Source organism: Acetobacter malorum, from assembly GCF_002153605.1.
Lineage (GTDB): Bacteria > Pseudomonadota > Alphaproteobacteria > Acetobacterales > Acetobacteraceae > Acetobacter > Acetobacter malorum_A.
The window spans coordinates 14,466-33,232 of sequence record NZ_JOPG01000008.1 but is presented as its reverse complement, the minus strand read 5'-3'; the positions used below and the strand labels follow the sequence as shown (position 1 = coordinate 33,232).

General features: G+C 55.0%; 11 protein-coding genes. 5 read left to right on the top strand and 6 right to left on the bottom strand.

All coding sequences use genetic code 11. The annotated features are described in order from the left end of the window. Window positions 1-60 precede the first annotated feature (60 nt). Window positions 61-1,587, top strand: coding sequence for an amino acid permease (locus HK23_RS04220; RefSeq protein WP_143217476.1), 1,527 nt, complete (start codon window positions 61-63; stop codon window positions 1,585-1,587). Window positions 1,588-2,341: 754 nt separating this feature from the next. On the opposite strand, the gene HK23_RS04210 is transcribed toward HK23_RS04220, so the two are convergent. Further along, the gene (locus tag HK23_RS04210; RefSeq protein WP_256940068.1) at window positions 2,342-2,716 is read right to left on the bottom strand and encodes a hypothetical protein; all 375 of its coding nucleotides are present in this window, start codon (window positions 2,714-2,716) and stop codon (window positions 2,342-2,344) included. A 388-nt stretch (window positions 2,717-3,104) separates the two neighbouring features. Beyond that, window positions 3,105-4,946, bottom strand: a complete 1,842-nt coding sequence (locus tag HK23_RS04205) for an HAD-IIIC family phosphatase (RefSeq protein WP_086653000.1) — start codon at window positions 4,944-4,946, stop codon at window positions 3,105-3,107. Window positions 4,947-5,801: 855 nt separating this feature from the next. Between HK23_RS04205 and HK23_RS04200 the strand changes: the two genes are divergently transcribed. The 3 genes from HK23_RS04200 (at window position 5,802) to HK23_RS04190 (ending at window position 9,560) form a co-directional block, all read left to right on the top strand. Beyond that, window positions 5,802-6,977 (top strand): CgeB family protein, encoded by a 1,176-nt coding sequence (locus HK23_RS04200; RefSeq protein WP_256940066.1) that lies wholly within the window; start codon window positions 5,802-5,804, stop codon window positions 6,975-6,977. Beyond that, window positions 6,974-7,750 (top strand): glycosyltransferase family 2 protein, encoded by a 777-nt coding sequence (locus tag HK23_RS04195; RefSeq protein WP_086652999.1) that lies wholly within the window; start codon window positions 6,974-6,976, stop codon window positions 7,748-7,750. Before HK23_RS04200 ends, HK23_RS04195 begins: the two co-directional genes overlap by 4 nt. 121 nt (window positions 7,751-7,871) lie before the next feature. Then, window positions 7,872-9,560 (top strand): glycoside hydrolase family 32 protein, encoded by a 1,689-nt coding sequence (locus HK23_RS04190; protein ID WP_086652998.1) that lies wholly within the window; start codon window positions 7,872-7,874, stop codon window positions 9,558-9,560. A 48-nt stretch (window positions 9,561-9,608) separates the two neighbouring features. Here HK23_RS04190 and HK23_RS04185 read toward each other — a convergent pair whose 3' ends face one another. From HK23_RS04185 to HK23_RS04175, 3 genes are all read right to left on the bottom strand, one after another. Continuing rightward, window positions 9,609-12,389 (bottom strand): M16 family metallopeptidase, encoded by a 2,781-nt coding sequence (locus tag HK23_RS04185; protein ID WP_373270307.1) that lies wholly within the window; start codon window positions 12,387-12,389, stop codon window positions 9,609-9,611. Window positions 12,390-12,436: 47 nt separating this feature from the next. After that, complete coding sequence (locus HK23_RS04180; protein WP_086653031.1) at window positions 12,437-13,099, bottom strand: 2OG-Fe(II) oxygenase; 663 nt, start codon at window positions 13,097-13,099, stop codon at window positions 12,437-12,439. 81 nt (window positions 13,100-13,180) lie between these two features. After that, entirely contained in the window at window positions 13,181-15,121 is a 1,941-nt protein-coding gene (locus tag HK23_RS04175; protein ID WP_086652997.1) for an AsmA-like C-terminal region-containing protein, read from the bottom strand. Between the two features lie 177 nt (window positions 15,122-15,298). Here HK23_RS04175 and HK23_RS04170 point away from each other — a divergent pair, with 177 nt between their 5' ends. After that, entirely contained in the window at window positions 15,299-16,450 is a 1,152-nt protein-coding gene (locus HK23_RS04170; RefSeq protein ID WP_086652996.1) for an AI-2E family transporter, read from the top strand. 19 nt (window positions 16,451-16,469) lie between these two features. Here the strand turns inward: HK23_RS04170 and uvrB are convergent, their stop codons facing one another. Continuing rightward, window positions 16,470-18,758 (bottom strand): excinuclease ABC subunit UvrB, encoded by a 2,289-nt coding sequence (gene uvrB / locus HK23_RS04165; RefSeq protein ID WP_179193791.1) that lies wholly within the window; start codon window positions 18,756-18,758, stop codon window positions 16,470-16,472. Between the last annotated feature and the right edge of the window lie 9 nt (window positions 18,759-18,767).

Sequence of the window (18,767 nt, the reverse complement as noted above, 5' to 3'; positions counted from 1 at the left end):
CGCGTCCTCTTTAACAAGAGCCTGAGGAGCAAGTCCTTCCTTGCCTGCAAGGATGCCTCAATGCCGCCTAACGCTTCTCCCCAGCCCGACGCACCACCTGCCTCCTCCCTGACGCCGGAAGGCTATCATCGCGGCCTTGGTAAGCGACAAATTCAGATGATCTCCATTGGCGGGGCTATCGGAACCGGGCTGTTTCTGGGCGCAGGCTCACGCTTGCAGCAGGTCGGCCCCTCGCTGGCGTTGGTCTATCTGGTCTGCGGTATTTTTGCTTTCCTGATGCTGCGCGCCCTTGGGGAGCTGGTCATGTACCGCCCCACCAGTGGCAGCTTTGTCTCCTACGCGCAGGAATTTCTTGGCCCTAAGGCTTCGTTTGTGGCAGGCGCGATGGCGTTCTTCAACTGGGCCATGACCGGCATTGTCGATATCACCGCCGTGGCCCTCTACATGCATTTCTGGGGAACATTTGCCTTTGTACCCCAATGGGTTTTTGCGCTACTCGCCCTCATCCTCATTACCGGGATGAACATGATCGGCGTACGCTGGTTTGGGGAGCTGGAATTCTGGTTCTCGCTCATCAAGGTCGCAGCTCTTGGCCTGTTCCTGATTATTGGTGCTGCAATCCTTGGCCTGCGTGTGCCCGTTGGAGGTGAGACCACCGGCTTGCACCTCATCACCCAGAATGGCGGCCTGTTTCCACATGGTCTGTTGCCCGCACTTGTCCTCGTGCAAGGCGTGGTGTTTGCCTATTCCGCCATTGAATTGATCGGCACGGCCGCCGGTGAGTGCGAGGATGTGCAACACGTTCTTCCCAAAGCCATCAATGCCGTTATCTGGCGGATTGCCCTGTTTTATGTGGGTACCGTCACCTTGCTTGTTCTGCTCCTGCCCTGGCAGGCCTACCACGCAGGCGTCAGCCCGTTTGTCACGTTTTTCGAGCGGCTGGGCGTGCCGGGGGTTGATACCGTCATGAATATTGTGGTGCTGACAGCAGCCCTTTCCAGTCTGAACTCCGGCCTCTATTCCACAGGGCGTGTTCTGCGGGCTCTGGCGCTAGACGGCTCCGCCCCGCGCTTCCTGACCTACATGAACTCCCGCTCCGTGCCCTCTGCCGCCATTCTCCTGACGGTCTCTATTTATCTGGTGGGCGTGGTGCTGAACTATTTTCTGCCAACCCAGATTTTTGAAATTGTGTTGAACATGGCATCACTGGGTATTCTGAGCACATGGAGCTTCATCGTCCTGTGCCAGATGCGCCTCCGTAAGGCGATCAATCGGGGCGACCTGCCCGCCACCACCTTCCCCATGCCATGGGCCCCCATCAGCGCATGGCTCACACTGGCTTTTTTTGCCTGCGTTCTGGTGCTGATGGCATTTGATTACCCCAACGGCACATGGACTATCTGCTGCATTCCCCTGCTGGCTGTATTGCTGGCCATCGGATGGAAAGTCTTCCGCCACACGCCAGACCCGGCTGCCACTCTGGCACCCCAAACCATGCCATCTATTGCTCTGACGGATGACTTCATCGAAACCAGTCCTAAATCCAAGCCAGACACGGCTCCCCCCTCGGGTCCGTACAAGCCGTAAACGCACGGTGCAGAAAAGACCGGGGAGCCATTTGCTCTCCGGTCTGCTTGTGAAAGACTGTGCGCTCCTCGCCCGTCTGCGTCTCATTGCCCTATGGCGTGCTGCCGCGGGGGACAATACGGGTAACAGTCAGGACGCCAGATGACAGGATATCACTCTTAAAAAACTTCAATGGCATACGGGCTCTCTGGTTTCCCCTTCGGACGTCTTGTCAGAAAAGTAGGTTTTCGCCTGGGAGCCGTATTATGATGTACAGTCAGCCTGTTTACAGGCATATCTTTTCCAGGCGGCGAGTATCCCAGGCTTGACCGCACACAGGATGGCGTCGGCAAGAGCACATACATATTCTGTGCCGTGCTGACGGAACAATCCATTTCTCCTACCCGTCCAGCAGAAACTGCGCCAGCGGGTATGGGACGCCTTTCGTAGACCCGCTCACATCGGTGTCTTTACGGGATCCCCCCCCCCGGTTACGGAGCGCGCAAAAGCTTCCGCTGCAAAGAGCAACCGGCAATATCCGGGCAGAACGGGTTTTCTGTGGAATTTGGAGTGAACCAAAAATAGGTTCTGGCCGTGGATCTGGCACGGGACTGGGCAGAGGGCGCCCGCCATAGAATAGAACTGGTCACCCAGCTTTAGGGGAATTGCCGGTGTCATGGCCTGTTTTACAGGCGATACCACCGGCATCATTCTCTCTCCTCAGATTGCCTTCAACAGCCTGCTATGACCGCTGGCGGCAACAAGAGAATGCTTCTCAGCGCAGAGGGCGCTTTTCCTGAAAACCGAAGCAAATGTAGTGAATGAACGGCCCGCGTTCAAACTCAACAACATCCGGGTTGGCTCTCAAATAAGCCTGACTGTCAAAAAGGGCGTTGGGACTACGGCCTTCCTGAGACCCATGATTCAGGAAATGTTCCAGCGGGTCGATCCCGGCTTCCCGTACGTCGGGATACATATCCAGATACCAGCCCCCATCAAAATAAATGGCAGACTGAAATTCCTGATTTTCCTGCATGGACGGCTGTACTCCGCTAATTGCATCCTGCAAAGGTGCTGTATCCTGTACAACAGCCTGTTGCAGCTCTTCTGTTTTTGGTGCTTCAGCAACGGGTACTGGGGGAGACGCCACTGCTTTCTTAGAGGCTCTGGGTCGACGTGCGACCTTGAGATCCTTTACCAATTTCGGTTTTGTTACCTTGGCCGCCTTGGTTTGAACCTTGCTAGTACGCACACTCATATGCCAACTCACACCGTTAATATATTTGCATTTTCATTAGTAATTTTCTCTAGGTATTGTCCAGTAAAAACCGGCTCAAAGCGAGCTTAATTTTCCTTATATGACGTGAAAAAATAATAATGTGCGCGCTAACGCTCATTCATTTAACCATTGGTCGCAAATTTGTTGATAAAAGAACAAAACCGCGCACACTATAGCTCTATAGAGAGTATTCCCTCAAAAAAAGTGCCGCATAGAAATGCGGCACTTAGAAAAACAATAATTCAGAACATTTTTTATACTAGACAGCCTTAATGTGAGACGTGCCTTTGGGGTTCTTTCCCTCATCCAGAATGTAATAATGAATACCTTCTGAAACCCAGTCCTCTCGGAAACCCGCTCGCAGATAAACATCCCGGCAAGGGGTATTATCCGGCAGTTCATGCACAGATGCTGTCACGCGAACATTTCCATGCGCTTTACGCACATGCGCAACGGCTTCTGCCACAACAAACTCCTCGACTTCCATCCCCAGCACACGACAGCTCATGACATACTGAACAATTTCAGATTTTTTGAGATACAGAACCCCAACCAATCCATAGTCTGTAAACTTGTCCTGCACAGTAAATGCCAGAAGCTGGCCGCCATCCTTCAGGAAGTCAGCAACCTCCTTAAAAGCCCATCGCTTACCAGAAGTATTAAACTGATTGGTTTTATTAGTCAGCTCTAAGGCCCGCGCAAATTCAGGCTGAGCCGTGTCCGTAATATATTTAAAGGCAACCCGACATTCCAGAGAAGCAAGGAACTCTTCCCGGCTCATGGCGGAGCGGGTTTCTTCCCGCACAATCTGGCCGCGGATCATATCTTCCCGGCGCTCGGACTCTGCCGTCATCTGCGCAATTTGCGTCTCGGCAGACCAGAGCAGAATACGCCGTGTCAGGTAAGGGTTGCCGCCCATAACCCGGATATCCGGGAAGGCGGAGGCCACGGCGGCACGTTCTACTGGGTTATCATCAACAAAAACCACGCTCTTGGGCTTGATGTTGAATTCCTTACAGATCGCCGCGATATTCTCTGCCTTGGGCTGCCAGTTGATCTTGAGGGACGCGAAGTCCTCCAGAGCAACAAATTTGGGATTAACCACATCATCCCATCTCTGTTTAACAGTCTCATAGTCATTTTTCGAACAAATCGCGACCAGAATACCGCGCGACCGCAGGTAATGAATGGCCTCCCAGACCCCAAGCGGCCAGCCATCCGTACGCGGCCAGGGCTGCACATCCGGGCGATAATGCTCGGCAAGCTGGCCACGCCACAACGTGTTATCCAGATCAAAGATCACAGCCTTGACCTGATCTACCTGATGCACAGTCCGATAAGACGTCACAATCTGGCGATACGCAGCGTCCAGAAACTCATCCCGCTTGATCGGATAAACCGTTTCCAGCGGCGGAATGGGCTCATTGCGGGCAATCGCCCCGAAATCATCCCAATCCTGAAAAGTTACGCCGCCGTGTGAGTAGAAATACACGACATCGTCGAGAACATAACGTTTGCCGATAGCACTGGCGACAGCGTCCACATCAAGCACGTAGGCGTTTTTATAAGCCTCAACCCGCTCGTTCAGATAATCATTCAGCTGATGCACAATCGTCACCAGATCACGACTACCGCCCTTGCCCCGCAGGCTGGAAGCGCTGCTCATTTGCGGGACAATAAAATTCGATACAAATGTCAGAAGGCCGTGCGATTCATTATAAACCATGGCTGCTGAAAGCATGACATCGAGAAGATTTTTCGCATCTTCAAGAATTTTCTCTGCAAAACCCGGCTCATTGAAGTGAAATCCCTCAATAACCCGATCACTCAGCAAGGTTCGCAAAGGGATCTGAACATATTGCAGATCATAACTCTCAACCGGTGAAGGCGGCTTCTGCGGCAAAACGCTCACAAAGTTATACGGAATATAATCAAACGCTGTTTCAGGGTGACGAATCTTGAACTGCTCAAAATACAGAGCCGTCAGACAGGAACCGACCAGCAGAATCCGATTGATCTTTTTTTCTGTCCGCTCCAGATCAGAAGGAAACAGAAACTCTGCGGCAGACATACCCTGCTCTTTTTGTTGCACCATAATCATCTTGTTCCTGTTACGCTCGTTGATAACTCAACACTCTTGCGCCGTATTTCCTCTCTCTGTGGACGCACCGACGCACTTCCCGCCCACTACCGCGTTGCATTAAGAATGTTTACACCATTTTCCAAATTACAGGCAGTAGCAAGAAAGAGAAAAACTTGCACATTAACCAAACAAACGAAGAAAAATGTTTTTCTTTTTACACATTCAAATCTGATTCTGGCAATGTTACGTCTTCCAACCCAAATTTATCATTACACCCTAAATACAATATTAAAAATATTGTCTATTCTTCTTATTTGTTTATTCTTTAGTAATTATTTGTATCTTAAAGTAATTTTTTCAACTTAATTTATTTATTTTTTGAATATATATATCCTCAGATTTGTAACACAATCCCGGGAAGTTGCCCGTTCTCATGCCTTGTTTTTTACGGTATGGTTATAAGACTTAAAAGTTAAACCAGTGCAAACGGGAAGTATGATGGTTGCCTTAACAGCATGGAATAAAAAAGATATAAAGACGATTGTTGATTCAGAGAAATTTGATCTTGACTTTTATCTTGTCGAAAATCCTGATGTAAAACAGTCGGGCCTTGACCCTATTGTGCATTATGTTCTGTATGGCTGGCAGGAAAACAGAAACCCCAACGAAAATTTCAATACCGAAATATATTACAACCTTTACAAGAACGTTATCGGTCAAGACGAAAACCCGTTTGCACATTACATCAGAAATAACGAAAATCTCTATTTCTTTGAAAAAGGCTTACTTCAGGAATATAGCTATGATTCCATTAGTAGCGCCTTAAACAGACTGAAGAAATATCCCTTCTTCAGCTCTGATGACTACCTTCGCATGAATGCGGATATTTCATCTGCCAAAATGTCACCAGCCCGCCACGCCCTGCTTTACGGGATTGGTGAAGGACGGGAGATTTTCTCTAAACGGTCGATTGTCAGCTTTCTCGGAAAAGAATGTAAGCACGACATCGACTACAAAATTTGTAAGAAAGACACCAGTAAAGCTCTCCCCAAGACCGTTGGCGTTTTTTACCACTCTGAGGGCAATTCCTTTATCAAGGAGCTTGCTGAATGCCTGGATGAGTATCTCAGAAACAGCGGGGTAAACTCCCGCGTCATGACGGAAGATACACCGGAGGAAGACGCGCCCGAGCTGTGCATCTTCTGTGCGCCGCATGAATTCTTCTTCCTTTCCGGTAATGAAACCTGGAAAAAAGACGAAATCATCAAGCGGTCCATCATGTTCAATACGGAACAGCCGCAAACACTGTGGTTCACCCGTGGAATCATCTACATCATGATGTCCGCTGGCGTGATGGATCTGTGCTACCAGAACCTGAAATCCTTCTCGGACGTCGGGCTGAACGTTTTCCACTTTGACCCGCCAGTGAAGATGGAAGCCTGCGAGCTCTCGGCAGAAGACAAAAAGCACCCGCTGTTCCGTGTGCTGCCTGAGCCGGCGCAAAAGGCCTCTTCCCCGTTCACGCCGATCAATGATCGGAGCATTGACGTCAGCTTCTTCGGGAATGCCTCCCGTAAGAGAGAAAAATTCTTCTCCCGTGCTGCGGCGTTCCTGTCAGATTATCAGAACTTCCTGTACTATCGGAAGGCTGATGGCCCCATTCCGAGTTCCGGTCTTTACGATATTCTCTCCCGTCTGCCGCGCTACGTTTCCGAGAATTCAAAAATTTCTCTCAACGTTCATCGCGATGATAACTGCTTTTTTGAATGGCACCGTATTGTCAAACAGGGCATGGCGTCCGGTTCCATTATCGTAACTGAAGAATGCTTCCCCCATCCTCTTTACAAGAATGGTGAGCACTATCTGGCCGAAACACCGCGCCACATGCCTAATCTGATAGAATGGCTGATCCGTACGGAAGATGGCCAGAAAGAAGCAGCCAGAATCCAGAAGAATATTTTTGAGGTTCTGCAGAACGAAGACATCTTCAATTCGAAAAACCTGGATCTGAAAAACTATATTTCTTCCGTGTGGAGCAACCTGAAATGAGCGTTCTGAAGCCCTGGGCCCCAGCTGGCAATATTGAGTTTTCTTTCAAGAAAAAAAGCAGAAAACCCAAAGACCTGATTACAGTTTGCGTCACCAACTTCAATTATGCGGCTGTCATCTGTGAATGTCTGGACTCTATTGTTGACCAGACGCACGAAAATATTGACCTCGTGGTGGTGGATGATCTGTCCGAGCGTGATGATTCAATCGAAGTCATCACCGAATGGATGGAAGAGAACAAGCAGCGCTTCTACCGCGCGACGTTGATCCAGAATAAGCGCAATCAGGGGCCGTCCTTCTCCCGAAACGTCGCGTTTGAGAATGCGTTGGGTGAAGCCGTCTTCATCATGGATGCAGACAACACCATTTACCCCAAAGCGCTGGAAAAGACTTACACTGCGCTGATCAAAGGTCGCTTCCCGGCTGTCTACACCCAGATTGAAGAATTTGGTGACCGCAAGGGTATTGGGCATGCCGACATCTGGGATGCAGCCCGGATGAAGAAAAACAACTACGTGGACGTCATGGCCCTGATCCGCAAGGATGCCTGGGAACGCGTGGGCGGGTTCTGCCATATTGAAGAAGGCTGGGAAGATTATGATTTCTGGCTGAAATTCATTGATTGCGACCTCAGCCCTGGCTACCTGCCGGAAATTCTGTGCCGCTATCGTGTCCACAACACATCCCGTACGGCAACCGAAGCCCTCTGCGCTCATTATGACCTTGAACTGGTGATGGAATTCCGCCACCCCTCACCGCAGCCAGAAAACTGATTTTTTAACGCCTGAGTGAAACAGGGCCCTCTTCTCAGGGCCTGACGGTCTTCTCTCCTCTGTTCTGGCCTTAAAAGCAGGGCTTCCTGTTTCCTCAGGCCAGACGGAGAAAGACCAGACCATGCTGACACGCCGCCGCACCGCTGGCCTTTTTGCTGCCGCTACACAGAGCATTCTCAGCCTGTTTGCCGCGAAACCCGCTGCCGCAGCAGCCCCCACAGAAGGGGGGAGCCCACTCCGTCGCGGCAAGACGGAACCCGAAGCCTCCCATCCAGAACCCGCTGACCGACCCGGTGGCATTACAGCCACGCCAAGCCCCACATTAAGTGATGCGGAATACCGGCCTGCCATCCATTTTTCACCCCGCATTGGCTTTATGAACGACCCGAACGGGCTGGTTCATGATGGTAAGCAATGGCATCTTTATTATCAGTTTGATCCCTTCGCGCCCTATGCAGGCCGCGTCCATTGGGGCCATGCCACCAGCCCGGACCTGTATCACTGGCAGGATCAGCCTGTTGCAATTGATCAGACTGCGGCCGGAGAAGCCTTTTCGGGAAGCGCCGTGCTGGATACCCACAACACCTCTGGCCTGTTTCCGGCAGGCACTGGCGGAATTGTTGCACTCTACACACGGGCCGCACCAGACCGCCAAAGCCAGTATCTGGCCTGGAGCACGGATGGCGGGATCAGCTTTACAGAATACGCTCAAAATCCAGTTCTGGACTTGCAGCTTTCTTCCTTCCGGGACCCTCAGGTCTTTTTCCATGCGCCAACACAACGCTGGATTATGTGTGTCGCCCTCTCCCGGGCCCATCAGATTGCATTTTTTGGCTCCACCAATCTTTTACAATGGACAGAACTCAGCCGCTTTGGACCTTCCGGCATAACCGGGGTGGATTATGAATGTCCCAACCTTGTGGAAGTCCCGATAGACGGCGGCAAGACAGCGTGGGTTCTGTTTGTGTCCATCAACCCCGGCGCACCACAGGGGGGGAGTGCCACACAATATTTTGTCGGGACGTTTGATGGCATCCGGTTTGTGCCGGAATCTGACACCACAGAATTTGTCGATTTTGCAAAAGACTTCTACGCTCTTCAGTTTTTCACCAACGTCCCATCCGGCAATCCGGTATCCATTGGCTGGCTGAACAACTGGCAATATTGTCAGGAAACACCAGCCAATTCATGGCGAGGGGTCATGTCTCTCCCGCGCCGGGTCAGCCTTGCGCCTGATACGACACAGCGACTTAAGCTCATTCAGCAGCCTGAAGATCTGGCCCCACTTCGTGGCACGGCGTCGGACGCAACGCCTCCCTCACGCATGGACGCCGGGAGTAGCTGGGAGACACCCTTACCCGCCTCTGCCGCGCATGAAGTACGGATAAGTGTGGAAATTGATGCCCAGCCCGCAGGCCTGCCGCCGGGGGATAAAGGGCGAAGTGGGCGATTTGTCCTCAACTTCCTGAACAGTAATGAGGAAACCCTCTCCATCGGGTTTGACGCCTTTACCGCCCAGCTCTGGCTGGACCGTGGCAAACTCAAAGGCTTTTCACACCCGTTTTTTACAAACAGCTTTTCCGCAGCACTCACGCCGGACCAGCGCAAAATCACGCTGCACATTGTTCTGGATAAGTGTTCTGTGGAAGTCTTCGTCAATAACGGCCAGCAAACGGGTTCAGCCTTACTGTTCCCCGCCACCCCACTGGACCGGCTGCGCCTGAGTGCCACCGGAGCCGGGGCAACACTGTCCCATTTTGAACTCTTCCCACTCAAACAGACAGTCCGGGCGGAAGAAGGCCAAATTTAAAAAGACGCCTCTCTTCAGCATTTTTCTGAAGAGAGGCGTTTTATATCCTTACCAGGTTGGCGCTGGTCCTTTGACAATCTGGGCCAGATCATCCGGGCGGATCCATTTCCGGAATGCCGCCTGCACATCAGCCCCTGTCGCTTTATAATAAACCTGCGCGGCACGGTCCGTATTATCCAACGGCAGCCCCAGCTCTTCCAGCCCCAGATACTGCGCGGCAATTCCGCTCAGGCTGGCCCGACGCAGCGGCAGACTGCGCAGCAGAGAAGCTTTTGCCAGAGAGAGTTCATCCTCAGTCGGCGGGGCTGTCTGCATAGCTTTCAGATCCTGCAAGGCTGCAACACGCGCTTTACCAACCTTATCCGGGTCAGATCCATAATCAATATTGTAGGCGCCGCGTGTGCGACCCCAGTCAAAACTGCTCCCGACAGAATAGACATACCCCGTCTTCACCCGCAGGTCCCGATACAGGCGGGAAGAGAACAGGCCGCCCCCCAGCACCTCATTGCCTAGCTGCAACAGGAAATGGTCAGGATGCGAGGCAGTCAGGCCCAGCGTTTCCGCCAGCACCACTGTATCCTGCACACTGCTTTTGTCCGGCACATTGGCGCGGGACGCTTTGCTCAGCGGCACCGCCGGCAAGTCCACCACCGGTTTCGGGCCTTCCGCCTTCCAGCCGCCAAAAGTCTGTTCCACCACGCTACGTGCTTTTTCCGGCGTGATGTCCCCGGTCACCACAATGGTAGTGAGATCAGGCCGCCAGGCTGCCTGATAATATTTGACCACGTCATCCCGAGAAACACTCATGATGGATTGCGGGGTCGCGTTCCGGAGTTCCGGATCTTTCTCCGGCAGAAGCGCTGTTTTTACAGCTTTGCCAAACAGGAAGCCGGGGGACACCAGCAGGCCGGCCTGCCCCTGTGCAGCCTGCATGCGCACAATTTGAAACGCCTTTTCTGGGAAAGCCGGATGCAGCTCATTTTCTGCAAGCAGCGCAATCCCTTTTTCAAAATCAGGCGTTAAGACCTGAAGAGAAAAACCACTCCCGGCACTTTCCCACGCCGGGATATCGTCCAGCGCTTTCTGGAATCCCAGACGGTCATGCGTTGTGGTGCCGTAGGAGAACAAAGATTCCGTCAGGTCGGCCACACCTTCCTTCCCTGCGGGTTCCTGCAGGGTAGCATTTTGACGGATTTCGCCAGAAAGCTGGATGGTGTGGCTGACATGAGACGGCCAGACAATCAGCTTAAGGCCGTTCGGCAGAGTGCTGACCACCGGCTGCGGCGTGGGTTTAGGTTCTTCCAGATGGGACAAGGCTTTTTCTGCCCAGTCTGGCAATTTGACCGGCTTGTCAGGCGTAGAGGCGAAGGATTCTGCACCGCCAAACCCTTTGCCAGCTACAGGCTTGCCGGAAGCTTCCGGCGTCAGCACAGCCGTTACGGCATGGGCCGGGTCCAGCAGGGTTGCTGCCAGACGGTTGACGGCTTCCGGCGTGACGGCCTGATAGGCAGCGACAATATCACCCGGCGCATCCAGATTGTGGAAAGCCAGCGCCGTGGACCACTGCGCCGCAAGGCCACTGACGGAGTTGGCGGAGAACTGAAGCTGCGCAATCTCGCGCTTTTTGGCGGCTTCCACCAACTCGGCCGGGACGCCATTCTTGCGGATTTTTTCCAGAACATCCCGCACGTCACTCAGGGCTTTTGCGGAATCACCCCCTTTGGGGAACGCGGCAAGCGCCAGACCAAAACCGGCTTCTTTTTTGGGCGCATATTCAAACCCGGCAAACAGCGCCTTGCCCTGCGGCACCAGATCATACAGCGCCCCGCGCTGGCTGCCCAGCACGTCGGACAGGATATCCGCCACAGCAAAATTGTCTGCCGTGCGCCCCGGCATGGGGTACGCCAGCGTTGCAAAGCCAACCGGATAATCTGTCGGGAAGGTCAGCGTTTTGGCCGGCGGCGGCACCGGGGCCACTTTGGGGCGCTCCGGCAGAGTTTTGCGCGGAACAGCGCCAAAGGTTTCCCGCACCTGATCCAGCGCAGTCACCGGGTTTACGTCCCCTACAATCACCAGAACGGCGTTGTTGGGCGCGTACCATTTTTCATAAAAATCGCGCAGATGGGCAGCATCTGTCTTATCGAAGGACGGACGGGTTCCCAGCGCATCCTGCGCATAAGGTGTTCCGGCAAACAGGATGGACTGCAACTGTTGCAGGTAGCGATAGGCCGGGCTGGACAGATCACGCGAGACCTCCTGCTCAATCGCCCCGCGCTCCTTGCTCCAGTCTGCTTCCGAGAGCGTCAGACCCTTCATGCGCAGGGCTTCAATTTTCAGAAGAACCGGCAGGTCCTGCGCCTGTGCGGTATAGAAATATTGTGTGACATCCTCGGTCGTGTCCGCATTATAGCTGCCACCCAGACGTGTCCCCACAGCCGCAAGCTGGTCTTTATCCAGCCCCGCGCTGCCACGGAACATCATATGTTCCAGCGCATGCGCCGTGCCGGGGAAGCCCTCCGGTGTTTCTGCCGAACCCACCAGATAATTGATTTCCGTTGTGACTACCGGAGCCAGACGGTTGGGCACAATCACCACGCGCAGGCCATTGGGCAATGTCGCCCGTACGACCTGCGCACTGCTGAGAGCCGCTGGCACCAGAGCAGACGGCATCTGCTGCGCGCAGGCCACCGGCAAAGACGCCACGGAGGACAGTGCGGTGCCCGCCAGAATGGCAGCACCCAGAACAAGAGGAGACGCCCCCAGAGTCCGCAACATTGCCCGTCTGCCAGACTGCTTTTTGCGGAATGTTGTGGAAAAAGGAAAAGCCATTCTTAAATCCTTTGTTTTGAACTCTGAGCTTACAAAAATCAGGCGTCTCAGCCCGCAAGGCCGGGGAGTGAGAATTTTTTTGCCATAGCGGAAAGCTGGTGCCGCCGCAGTTCAGACCGTGCGCGGGCATCTTCCGTCATGTAATTCAACTGAATGGTATAACGCTGGCCCACAAACTGACGGTGACCATGCCATGTGGTGGGGCCATTGGGGAAAATCAGCAACGTCCCCTCCACTGGCGGCACTTCCTTCGCATAATCCTCAATATCATGCGGGCCACGCAGCAGGCGTACGCAGCCTTCCTGCTTGTGCCAGCTCTCCTGTTCCGCCGGATTCAGATACAGCAGAACAGTCACACGCTTGGCGAGGGAATCCGTATGAATCCGGCCATCCTTCTCCCGCGTGCGGCCACGAATGGTCAGCATGGTCGGCGCGTGATCCAAATCGAGATGGAATTTTTCGGCAATAATCCGCCGCAATTCCGGCCCTTCCATAGCCTGCACAACAGATTGCATCAGCGGAGAGAGCATCAGAGCTGATGGCGGGAAGGAGCCGCCAGACTGGATGTCCGGCAGGCTGGCGAACAGCCGGGGCAGATCATCCTTGCGAATAAAATGCGGGACAACCACATGCGGGAACGGGTCGGCACAGACAGGAGCTGTGGCCAGAGCCGCGTAATCCGGCTGTATCGAGGTGTCTGACATAGTCATGCGTTCCGTCCAGATATGAACACTTTTGCCAGACGGACGGTAGAAGGGAAGTGCGGCAGGAACAAGCCCTGCCGCAGCCACTTACTTCCCGACAGCCCGGTAACAGGCGTTCTTCAGGGCAAACTCCTTCACCCCGGCGGGCAGCACATTCAGGCGGTCGGTCTGCGCCATCATGGCCCGTCCCTCGGCAGACCAGCTGGCCGGACGCACCATCGGGCTGCTGAAACTCCCGCTGACGCGCACCGGAATATCCAGCGCAAAACGCCCGGTGGTGGAGGCCTGACTGCCAAATGTCAGATCAAACCATTTTCTGTTCAGGTCAAAGCGGGCATTGGCCGCCACAGTGCCATCCCCCGTGCGGATGCGCAGAGGCAGCGCCTGCCCCACCCCGCCGTGGGAGCTGACCACACCCAGCATGCAGGCCACCGGTGTCATGCCTTTTGGCTTGTTGAACAGCATCCGCAAATCAGCCGAGACAAGGCCAATCACCTTCCGGTCCAGACTGCCGCTGGTCATGGAGACAGCCGCCGCGACATCGGCCGCATGTACGGCGGCGTTCAGCGTCTTCTGGGTGGCATCGGCCCGCATCTGCATATCCACACGACCCGCAAGAGGCACGGGGCCGAAGCCCAGTGCCTGACGCAGTTTTTCAATATCCGCGCCGGAGACGTTCACAGCAGCGCCCACATGAGCCGCCCCTTTGTCCGCCGCCTCAATCTTGCCGGACGCCTTCAGACTGGCCCCCAGATAATCAAGCGCCAGTGTATCAACCGCCACCGTGCCGGGTGTGACCGAAGCCGCCAGCGTCATGTTTGAGAAATGCAGCACGTTATAGGACAGCTGATTGACTGACAGATGCGCGTCAATCAGCGGGTCCGGCGCGGCATCGACCGTCAGCGGAATATCCGTCTGGGACGGACTGACCGTTTTCGTATGGCTGAGGAATTCATTCAGGTTGAGCTGGCTGAAAGCGATATCCGCCGTCACATGGTCCGGCTTGCCATGGTTCCCTTCCACAAGCCGCATGAGCGTAATGGTCATGGGGTTATCCTTGACCATCCCTTTCCCCTGCGTGACGCTCCACAGATCGCCTTCATGCTCAAACTGGCCAGACATCTGCATGGCGATGTCCTGCTGGGCAGGCAGCCCGGCAATCTGCATCATCGGGCGGGAGGTCGGGCTGTTAAAAGTCACAGCGCCGTTGATGCCATCTGCGTTGATCGGGTCCGTCGCCGTCCCTTTGAAGGTGATGGTCATGTCCCCGGACTTTGCCTCCATATCAATCCCGTAAGGCGTTTTGGTTTGCCGCAGGATGGAGAAGGGCTGCATGGTGGCCGTCATGGTCACGGGCGTATCATTATAGGCGCCATCGACAGCCAGATGGACGGGCTTATCCGCACCATCTGTTTGCAGGGTGACGGTTTTCAGCGTCGTGCGGAATTCTGATCCATGGGCAGTACGGTAAATGACCTCACCATTCTGAACGGCGACATCCAGCGCCGTCGGATACTGGCTCCGGTCATCAGGCCCGGCTGGCGGGTGGCTGGCCGCAGGTTTTGCCCCGGCTTCAGCCTGCTTGCCAAAACGCCAGTTGGGCAGGCGCTGCGGGGTGCGCTCCACCATCACATACACATCAGAAATCGCGACATGCCGCACCAGCATCGGGCCGTGCAACAGCGATGAGGCTTTGACCTCCGCCGCCAGACGCCCCACGCGCACCATATCCGGCCCGGTGCCGCCAGGAATATTGGCCAGACGCGCATTGGCAATCTCGACCTTAAGCCAGCGCCCGGGTGTGACATGCAGACTGCCGACCTGCACGGTCCGCCCCAGTGCTGCCGTTGCGCGCCGCGCAACAAAGCCGCCCAGATCAACCTTGTTGAGAAAAATCCAGCCTGCGCCGCCAGAGGCCGCAATCAGGGCTACAGCCCCAACACCGCCCCACAGCGCCCAGAAGCCGGCGCCGCGCCGCGTTTTATGCCCCTCAGAGGTGGCGGGTTTGTCGTTGATCTGATCTGACATCTACGTCCTCAATTGCCCGCACCCTGTTTTTCATAAAAAACGGTGCGCTCTTTTCTGCCCTCTGGCAGTGTCTGACGCTCTTGTAGAAAAAAATGACGCCTCCGTCATGTCCATGATTGGCATGCCAGAAGACCTCCGTTACCTCTACACCACCCAGACAGGGATGAAACGGACGAGATGACGATCAATACCACTCCCCCCAGCAACACGCCCGCGCACCAGACGCGAGTCGTTCTGGCGGCCATGACGGCTGTCGGCATGATCCTTTGTTCTCTCTGGGTTGTCCGTCCCTTTCTTCCGGCAACCATCTGGGCCGTGACAATCGGGGTCACCACATGGCCGCTACTCCTGCATATCCAGAAATTTCTGTGGGGCAGTCGCGGGCTGGCAGTCACCGTAACCAGTCTTGTTGCTGTGATGGTCTATGTCCTGCCCTTCTGGCTGGCGACCACCACAGTGCTGACCCACACAGCCGAACTGAAAACCCTTGCAGATTCTGCTCTGGCCTTCCGCATTCCTTCAGAACCGGAATGGCTACAGCATCTGCCCTTTATTGGCCCCAAAACAACCGTCTGGTGGCAGCAGATTGAAAATGTCCGCCTGCCACAGCTGGCCAACCGTATTCTGCCTGATACCGGCAAGATCATTGGGTGGGTTCTGGATTATGCGGGCAGCTTTGGCATGCTGGCGCTCCAGTTCCTGCTGACCCTGATTATTCTGGCCGCCCTCCACACACGTGGGGAAGCTGCTGCCAATCTGGTCATGAACTTTGGTTTTGCTCTGGCCGGAGAACGCGGGCGGGAAATGGTCCTGCTGGCAGGCCGCACCATCCGGGGCGTCGCCATTGGCGTGACCGTCACGGCTTTGGCAGAAAGTGCGGTGGGCGGCCTTGGCATGTTTCTCACCGGCGTGCCCTGGGCCAGTATTCTGACAGCCATTACCTTTATAGCCTGCCTGCTTCAGGCGGGGCCGGGTGTGACCCTTATCCCAGCAGTAATCTGGATGTTTTTCTTCCACAGCGTGACCTCGGCTGTGGTGCTGCTGGTGTTCACTATCCTCGCCATTGTCATCGATAATCTGCTGCGTCCCTTCCTCATCCGCAAACAGGCCAATGTGCCTCTGGTGCTGATTATGGTGGGCGTCATTGGCGGGCTGGCTGCGTTTGGGCTGGTGGGTATTTTTGTCGGGCCGATGATTTTGTCCGTCACCTACACACTGGTCAAAAGCTGGCTTTCAGACGCCGAACTGCCATCCTCCTCCGAGGATACACCGCTCCCATCCCTGCCCCATACAGCGCAGGATGTCCCACACCCGACACAGGCTGACTAAAACCAGCCTTACCGCAGTCTCACGCCTTGCTGCGGCTGCGCCCCCGTTTGGGTTTGGGCTCATACCCACCACCGCCCGGCCCCAGCGGACGCGGAACCTGCTCTTTCTTCGGCTTGCGACGCGGGGACGATTTCTGCCCCGCCGTAGACGCGGGTGCAGGCGGCGCGTCCAGCCCCAGTTGCAGCGCTTCCAGCCGCTTGATTTCATCCCGCAGGCGGCCTGCTGTTTCAAACTCAAGATCCGCGGCAGCTTCACGCATCCGTTTTTCCAGCCCGGCAATAGCCGTATCCAGATCCTGCCCGACAAATTCCGCAACACCCGTGTCCTCATCCGGGGCCACGGTGACGTAATCCTGCTCAAACACGGAAGAGACAATTGCGCCAATATTTTTGCGCACGCTCTGGGGCGTAATGCCGTGGGCTTCGTTCCACGCCATCTGTTTTTCACGCCGGCGGGCAGTTTCTTCCACCGCGTATTGCAGAGAATCCGTCATCTTATCGGCATACAGCAGCACCCGCCCTTCCACATTACGGGCAGCGCGACCAATGGTCTGGATGAGTGACGTGCGGGAACGCAGGAAGCCTTCCTTATCCGCGTCCAGAATGGCCACCAGCGAACATTCGGGAATATCCAGTCCTTCGCGCAGCAGGTTAATGCCAATCAGCACATCGAACGCGCCAATCCGCAGATCGCGGATAATTTCAATCCGCTCCAGCGTATCCACGTCGGAATGCAGGTAACGGACCTTAATCCCGGCTTCATGCAGATAATCGGTCAGATCTTCCGCCATGCGCTTGGTCAGCGTCGTCACCAGCACACGGCCACCTTTGGCAACGGTCGCGCGACATTCAGCCAGCAGGTCATCCACCTGATGCTCCACGGGGCGAATATCCGTCACGGGGTCAATCAACCCTGTGGGGCGGATCACCTGTTCTGCAAACACACCGCCTGTGCGCCCCATTTCCCACGGCCCGGGTGTGGCGCTGACAAAAACACTCTGCGGGCGGAACTTGTCCCACTCAGCAAAATTCAACGGGCGGTTATCAAGGCAGGACGGCAGGCGAAAGCCGAACTCGGCCAGAATGGACTTTCGCGCATTATCCCCACGCTCCATGCCGCCAATCTGCGGCACGGTCACATGGCTTTCATCCACAATCAGCAGAGCATCTTCGGGCAGGTATTCAAACAGCGTCGGCGGTGGGTCACCCGGTTTGCGGCCTGACAGATAGCGGGAGTAGTTCTCAATCCCTTTACACACGCCGGTCGTTTCAATCATTTCCAGATCAAACGTGGTGCGCTGGTCCAGCCGCTCGGCTTCCAGCAGCTTTCCCTCTTTGGTGAACTTGTCGAGTTGCTGACGCAGCTCCTGCTTAATCCCTACAACAGCCTGCTTCAGCGTCGGGCGTGGCGTGACGTAATGGCTGTTGGCGTAAATGGTAATTTCCTGAAGATCAGCCGTCTTTTCGCCAGTCAGCGGGTCAAACTCAACAATCCCGTCAATTTCGTCACCAAACAGGGAGACGCGCCAGGCGCGGTCCTCATTCTGCACGGGGAAAATATCCACCGTCTCGCCGCGCACACGGAAAGTGCCACGGGTAAAAGCGGCATCGTTCCGGCGATATTGCAGTTCAACCAGCCCGCGCACCAGACGGTCCCGGTCAATCTCTCCACCCAGTTCCAGTTTGACGACCATGCGGGAATAGGTTTCGACTGAGCCGATACCGTAAATGCAGGACACGGACGCCACGATAATCACATCGTTCCGTTCCAGCAGCGCCTGCGTTGCCGCATGGCGCATCCGGTCAATCTGCTCGTTAATCTGGCTGTCTTTTTCAATAAAGGTATCGGACCGGGGCACGTAGGCTTCCGGCTGATAATAGTCATAATAACTAACAAAATATTCGACTGCATTATTCGGGAAAAACTGCTTCATTTCCCCGTAAAGCTGCGCCGCAAGTGTCTTGTTGGGGGCCAGGATAAGGGTTGGCTTCTGGGTGGCCTCAATCACCTTGGCCATGGTGAAGGTTTTACCCGAACCCGTCACACCCAGCAGGACCTGATCCCGCTCGTTCTCTTCAATCCCTTTGAGGAGATCGGCAATCGCCTGTGGCTGGTCCCCTGCCGGTTCATATTCCGACACCACTTCCATGCGCCGCAGCTTAGGGCGAGCGGCCTGCCGGTCCGGTTCAAAGGTGACTGGCGGCAGGCTTGCAGCCCGCTCACTCAGCGTGCCGCGCTTCTTACCGCGCTTAGCCGCCGGAGCAGAGGAGGAGTGAGACGCGGAATCGGGAGCGGTACGTGTGGCCATGATTTCCAA

Bases quoted from the DNA above. Each gene is read 5' to 3' on its own strand.
- HK23_RS04185 (WP_373270307.1), bottom strand. From the start codon at position 12,389: ATGGCTTTTCCTTTTTCCACAACATTCCGCAAAAAGCAGTCTGGCAGA.
- HK23_RS04170 (WP_086652996.1), top strand. From the start codon at position 15,299: ATGACGATCAATACCACTCCCCCCAGCAACACGCCCGCGCACCAGACG.
- uvrB (WP_179193791.1), bottom strand. From the start codon at position 18,758: ATGGCCACACGTACCGCTCCCGATTCCGCGTCTCACTCCTCCTCTGCT.
- HK23_RS04180 (WP_086653031.1), bottom strand. From the start codon at position 13,099: ATGACTATGTCAGACACCTCGATACAGCCGGATTACGCGGCTCTGGCC.
- HK23_RS04200 (WP_256940066.1), top strand. From the start codon at position 5,802: ATGAATGCGGATATTTCATCTGCCAAAATGTCACCAGCCCGCCACGCC.
- HK23_RS04220 (WP_143217476.1), top strand. From the start codon at position 61: ATGCCGCCTAACGCTTCTCCCCAGCCCGACGCACCACCTGCCTCCTCC.
- HK23_RS04205 (WP_086653000.1), bottom strand. From the start codon at position 4,946: ATGATTATGGTGCAACAAAAAGAGCAGGGTATGTCTGCCGCAGAGTTT.
- HK23_RS04190 (WP_086652998.1), top strand. From the start codon at position 7,872: ATGCTGACACGCCGCCGCACCGCTGGCCTTTTTGCTGCCGCTACACAG.
- HK23_RS04175 (WP_086652997.1), bottom strand. From the start codon at position 15,121: ATGTCAGATCAGATCAACGACAAACCCGCCACCTCTGAGGGGCATAAA.
- HK23_RS04195 (WP_086652999.1), top strand. From the start codon at position 6,974: ATGAGCGTTCTGAAGCCCTGGGCCCCAGCTGGCAATATTGAGTTTTCT.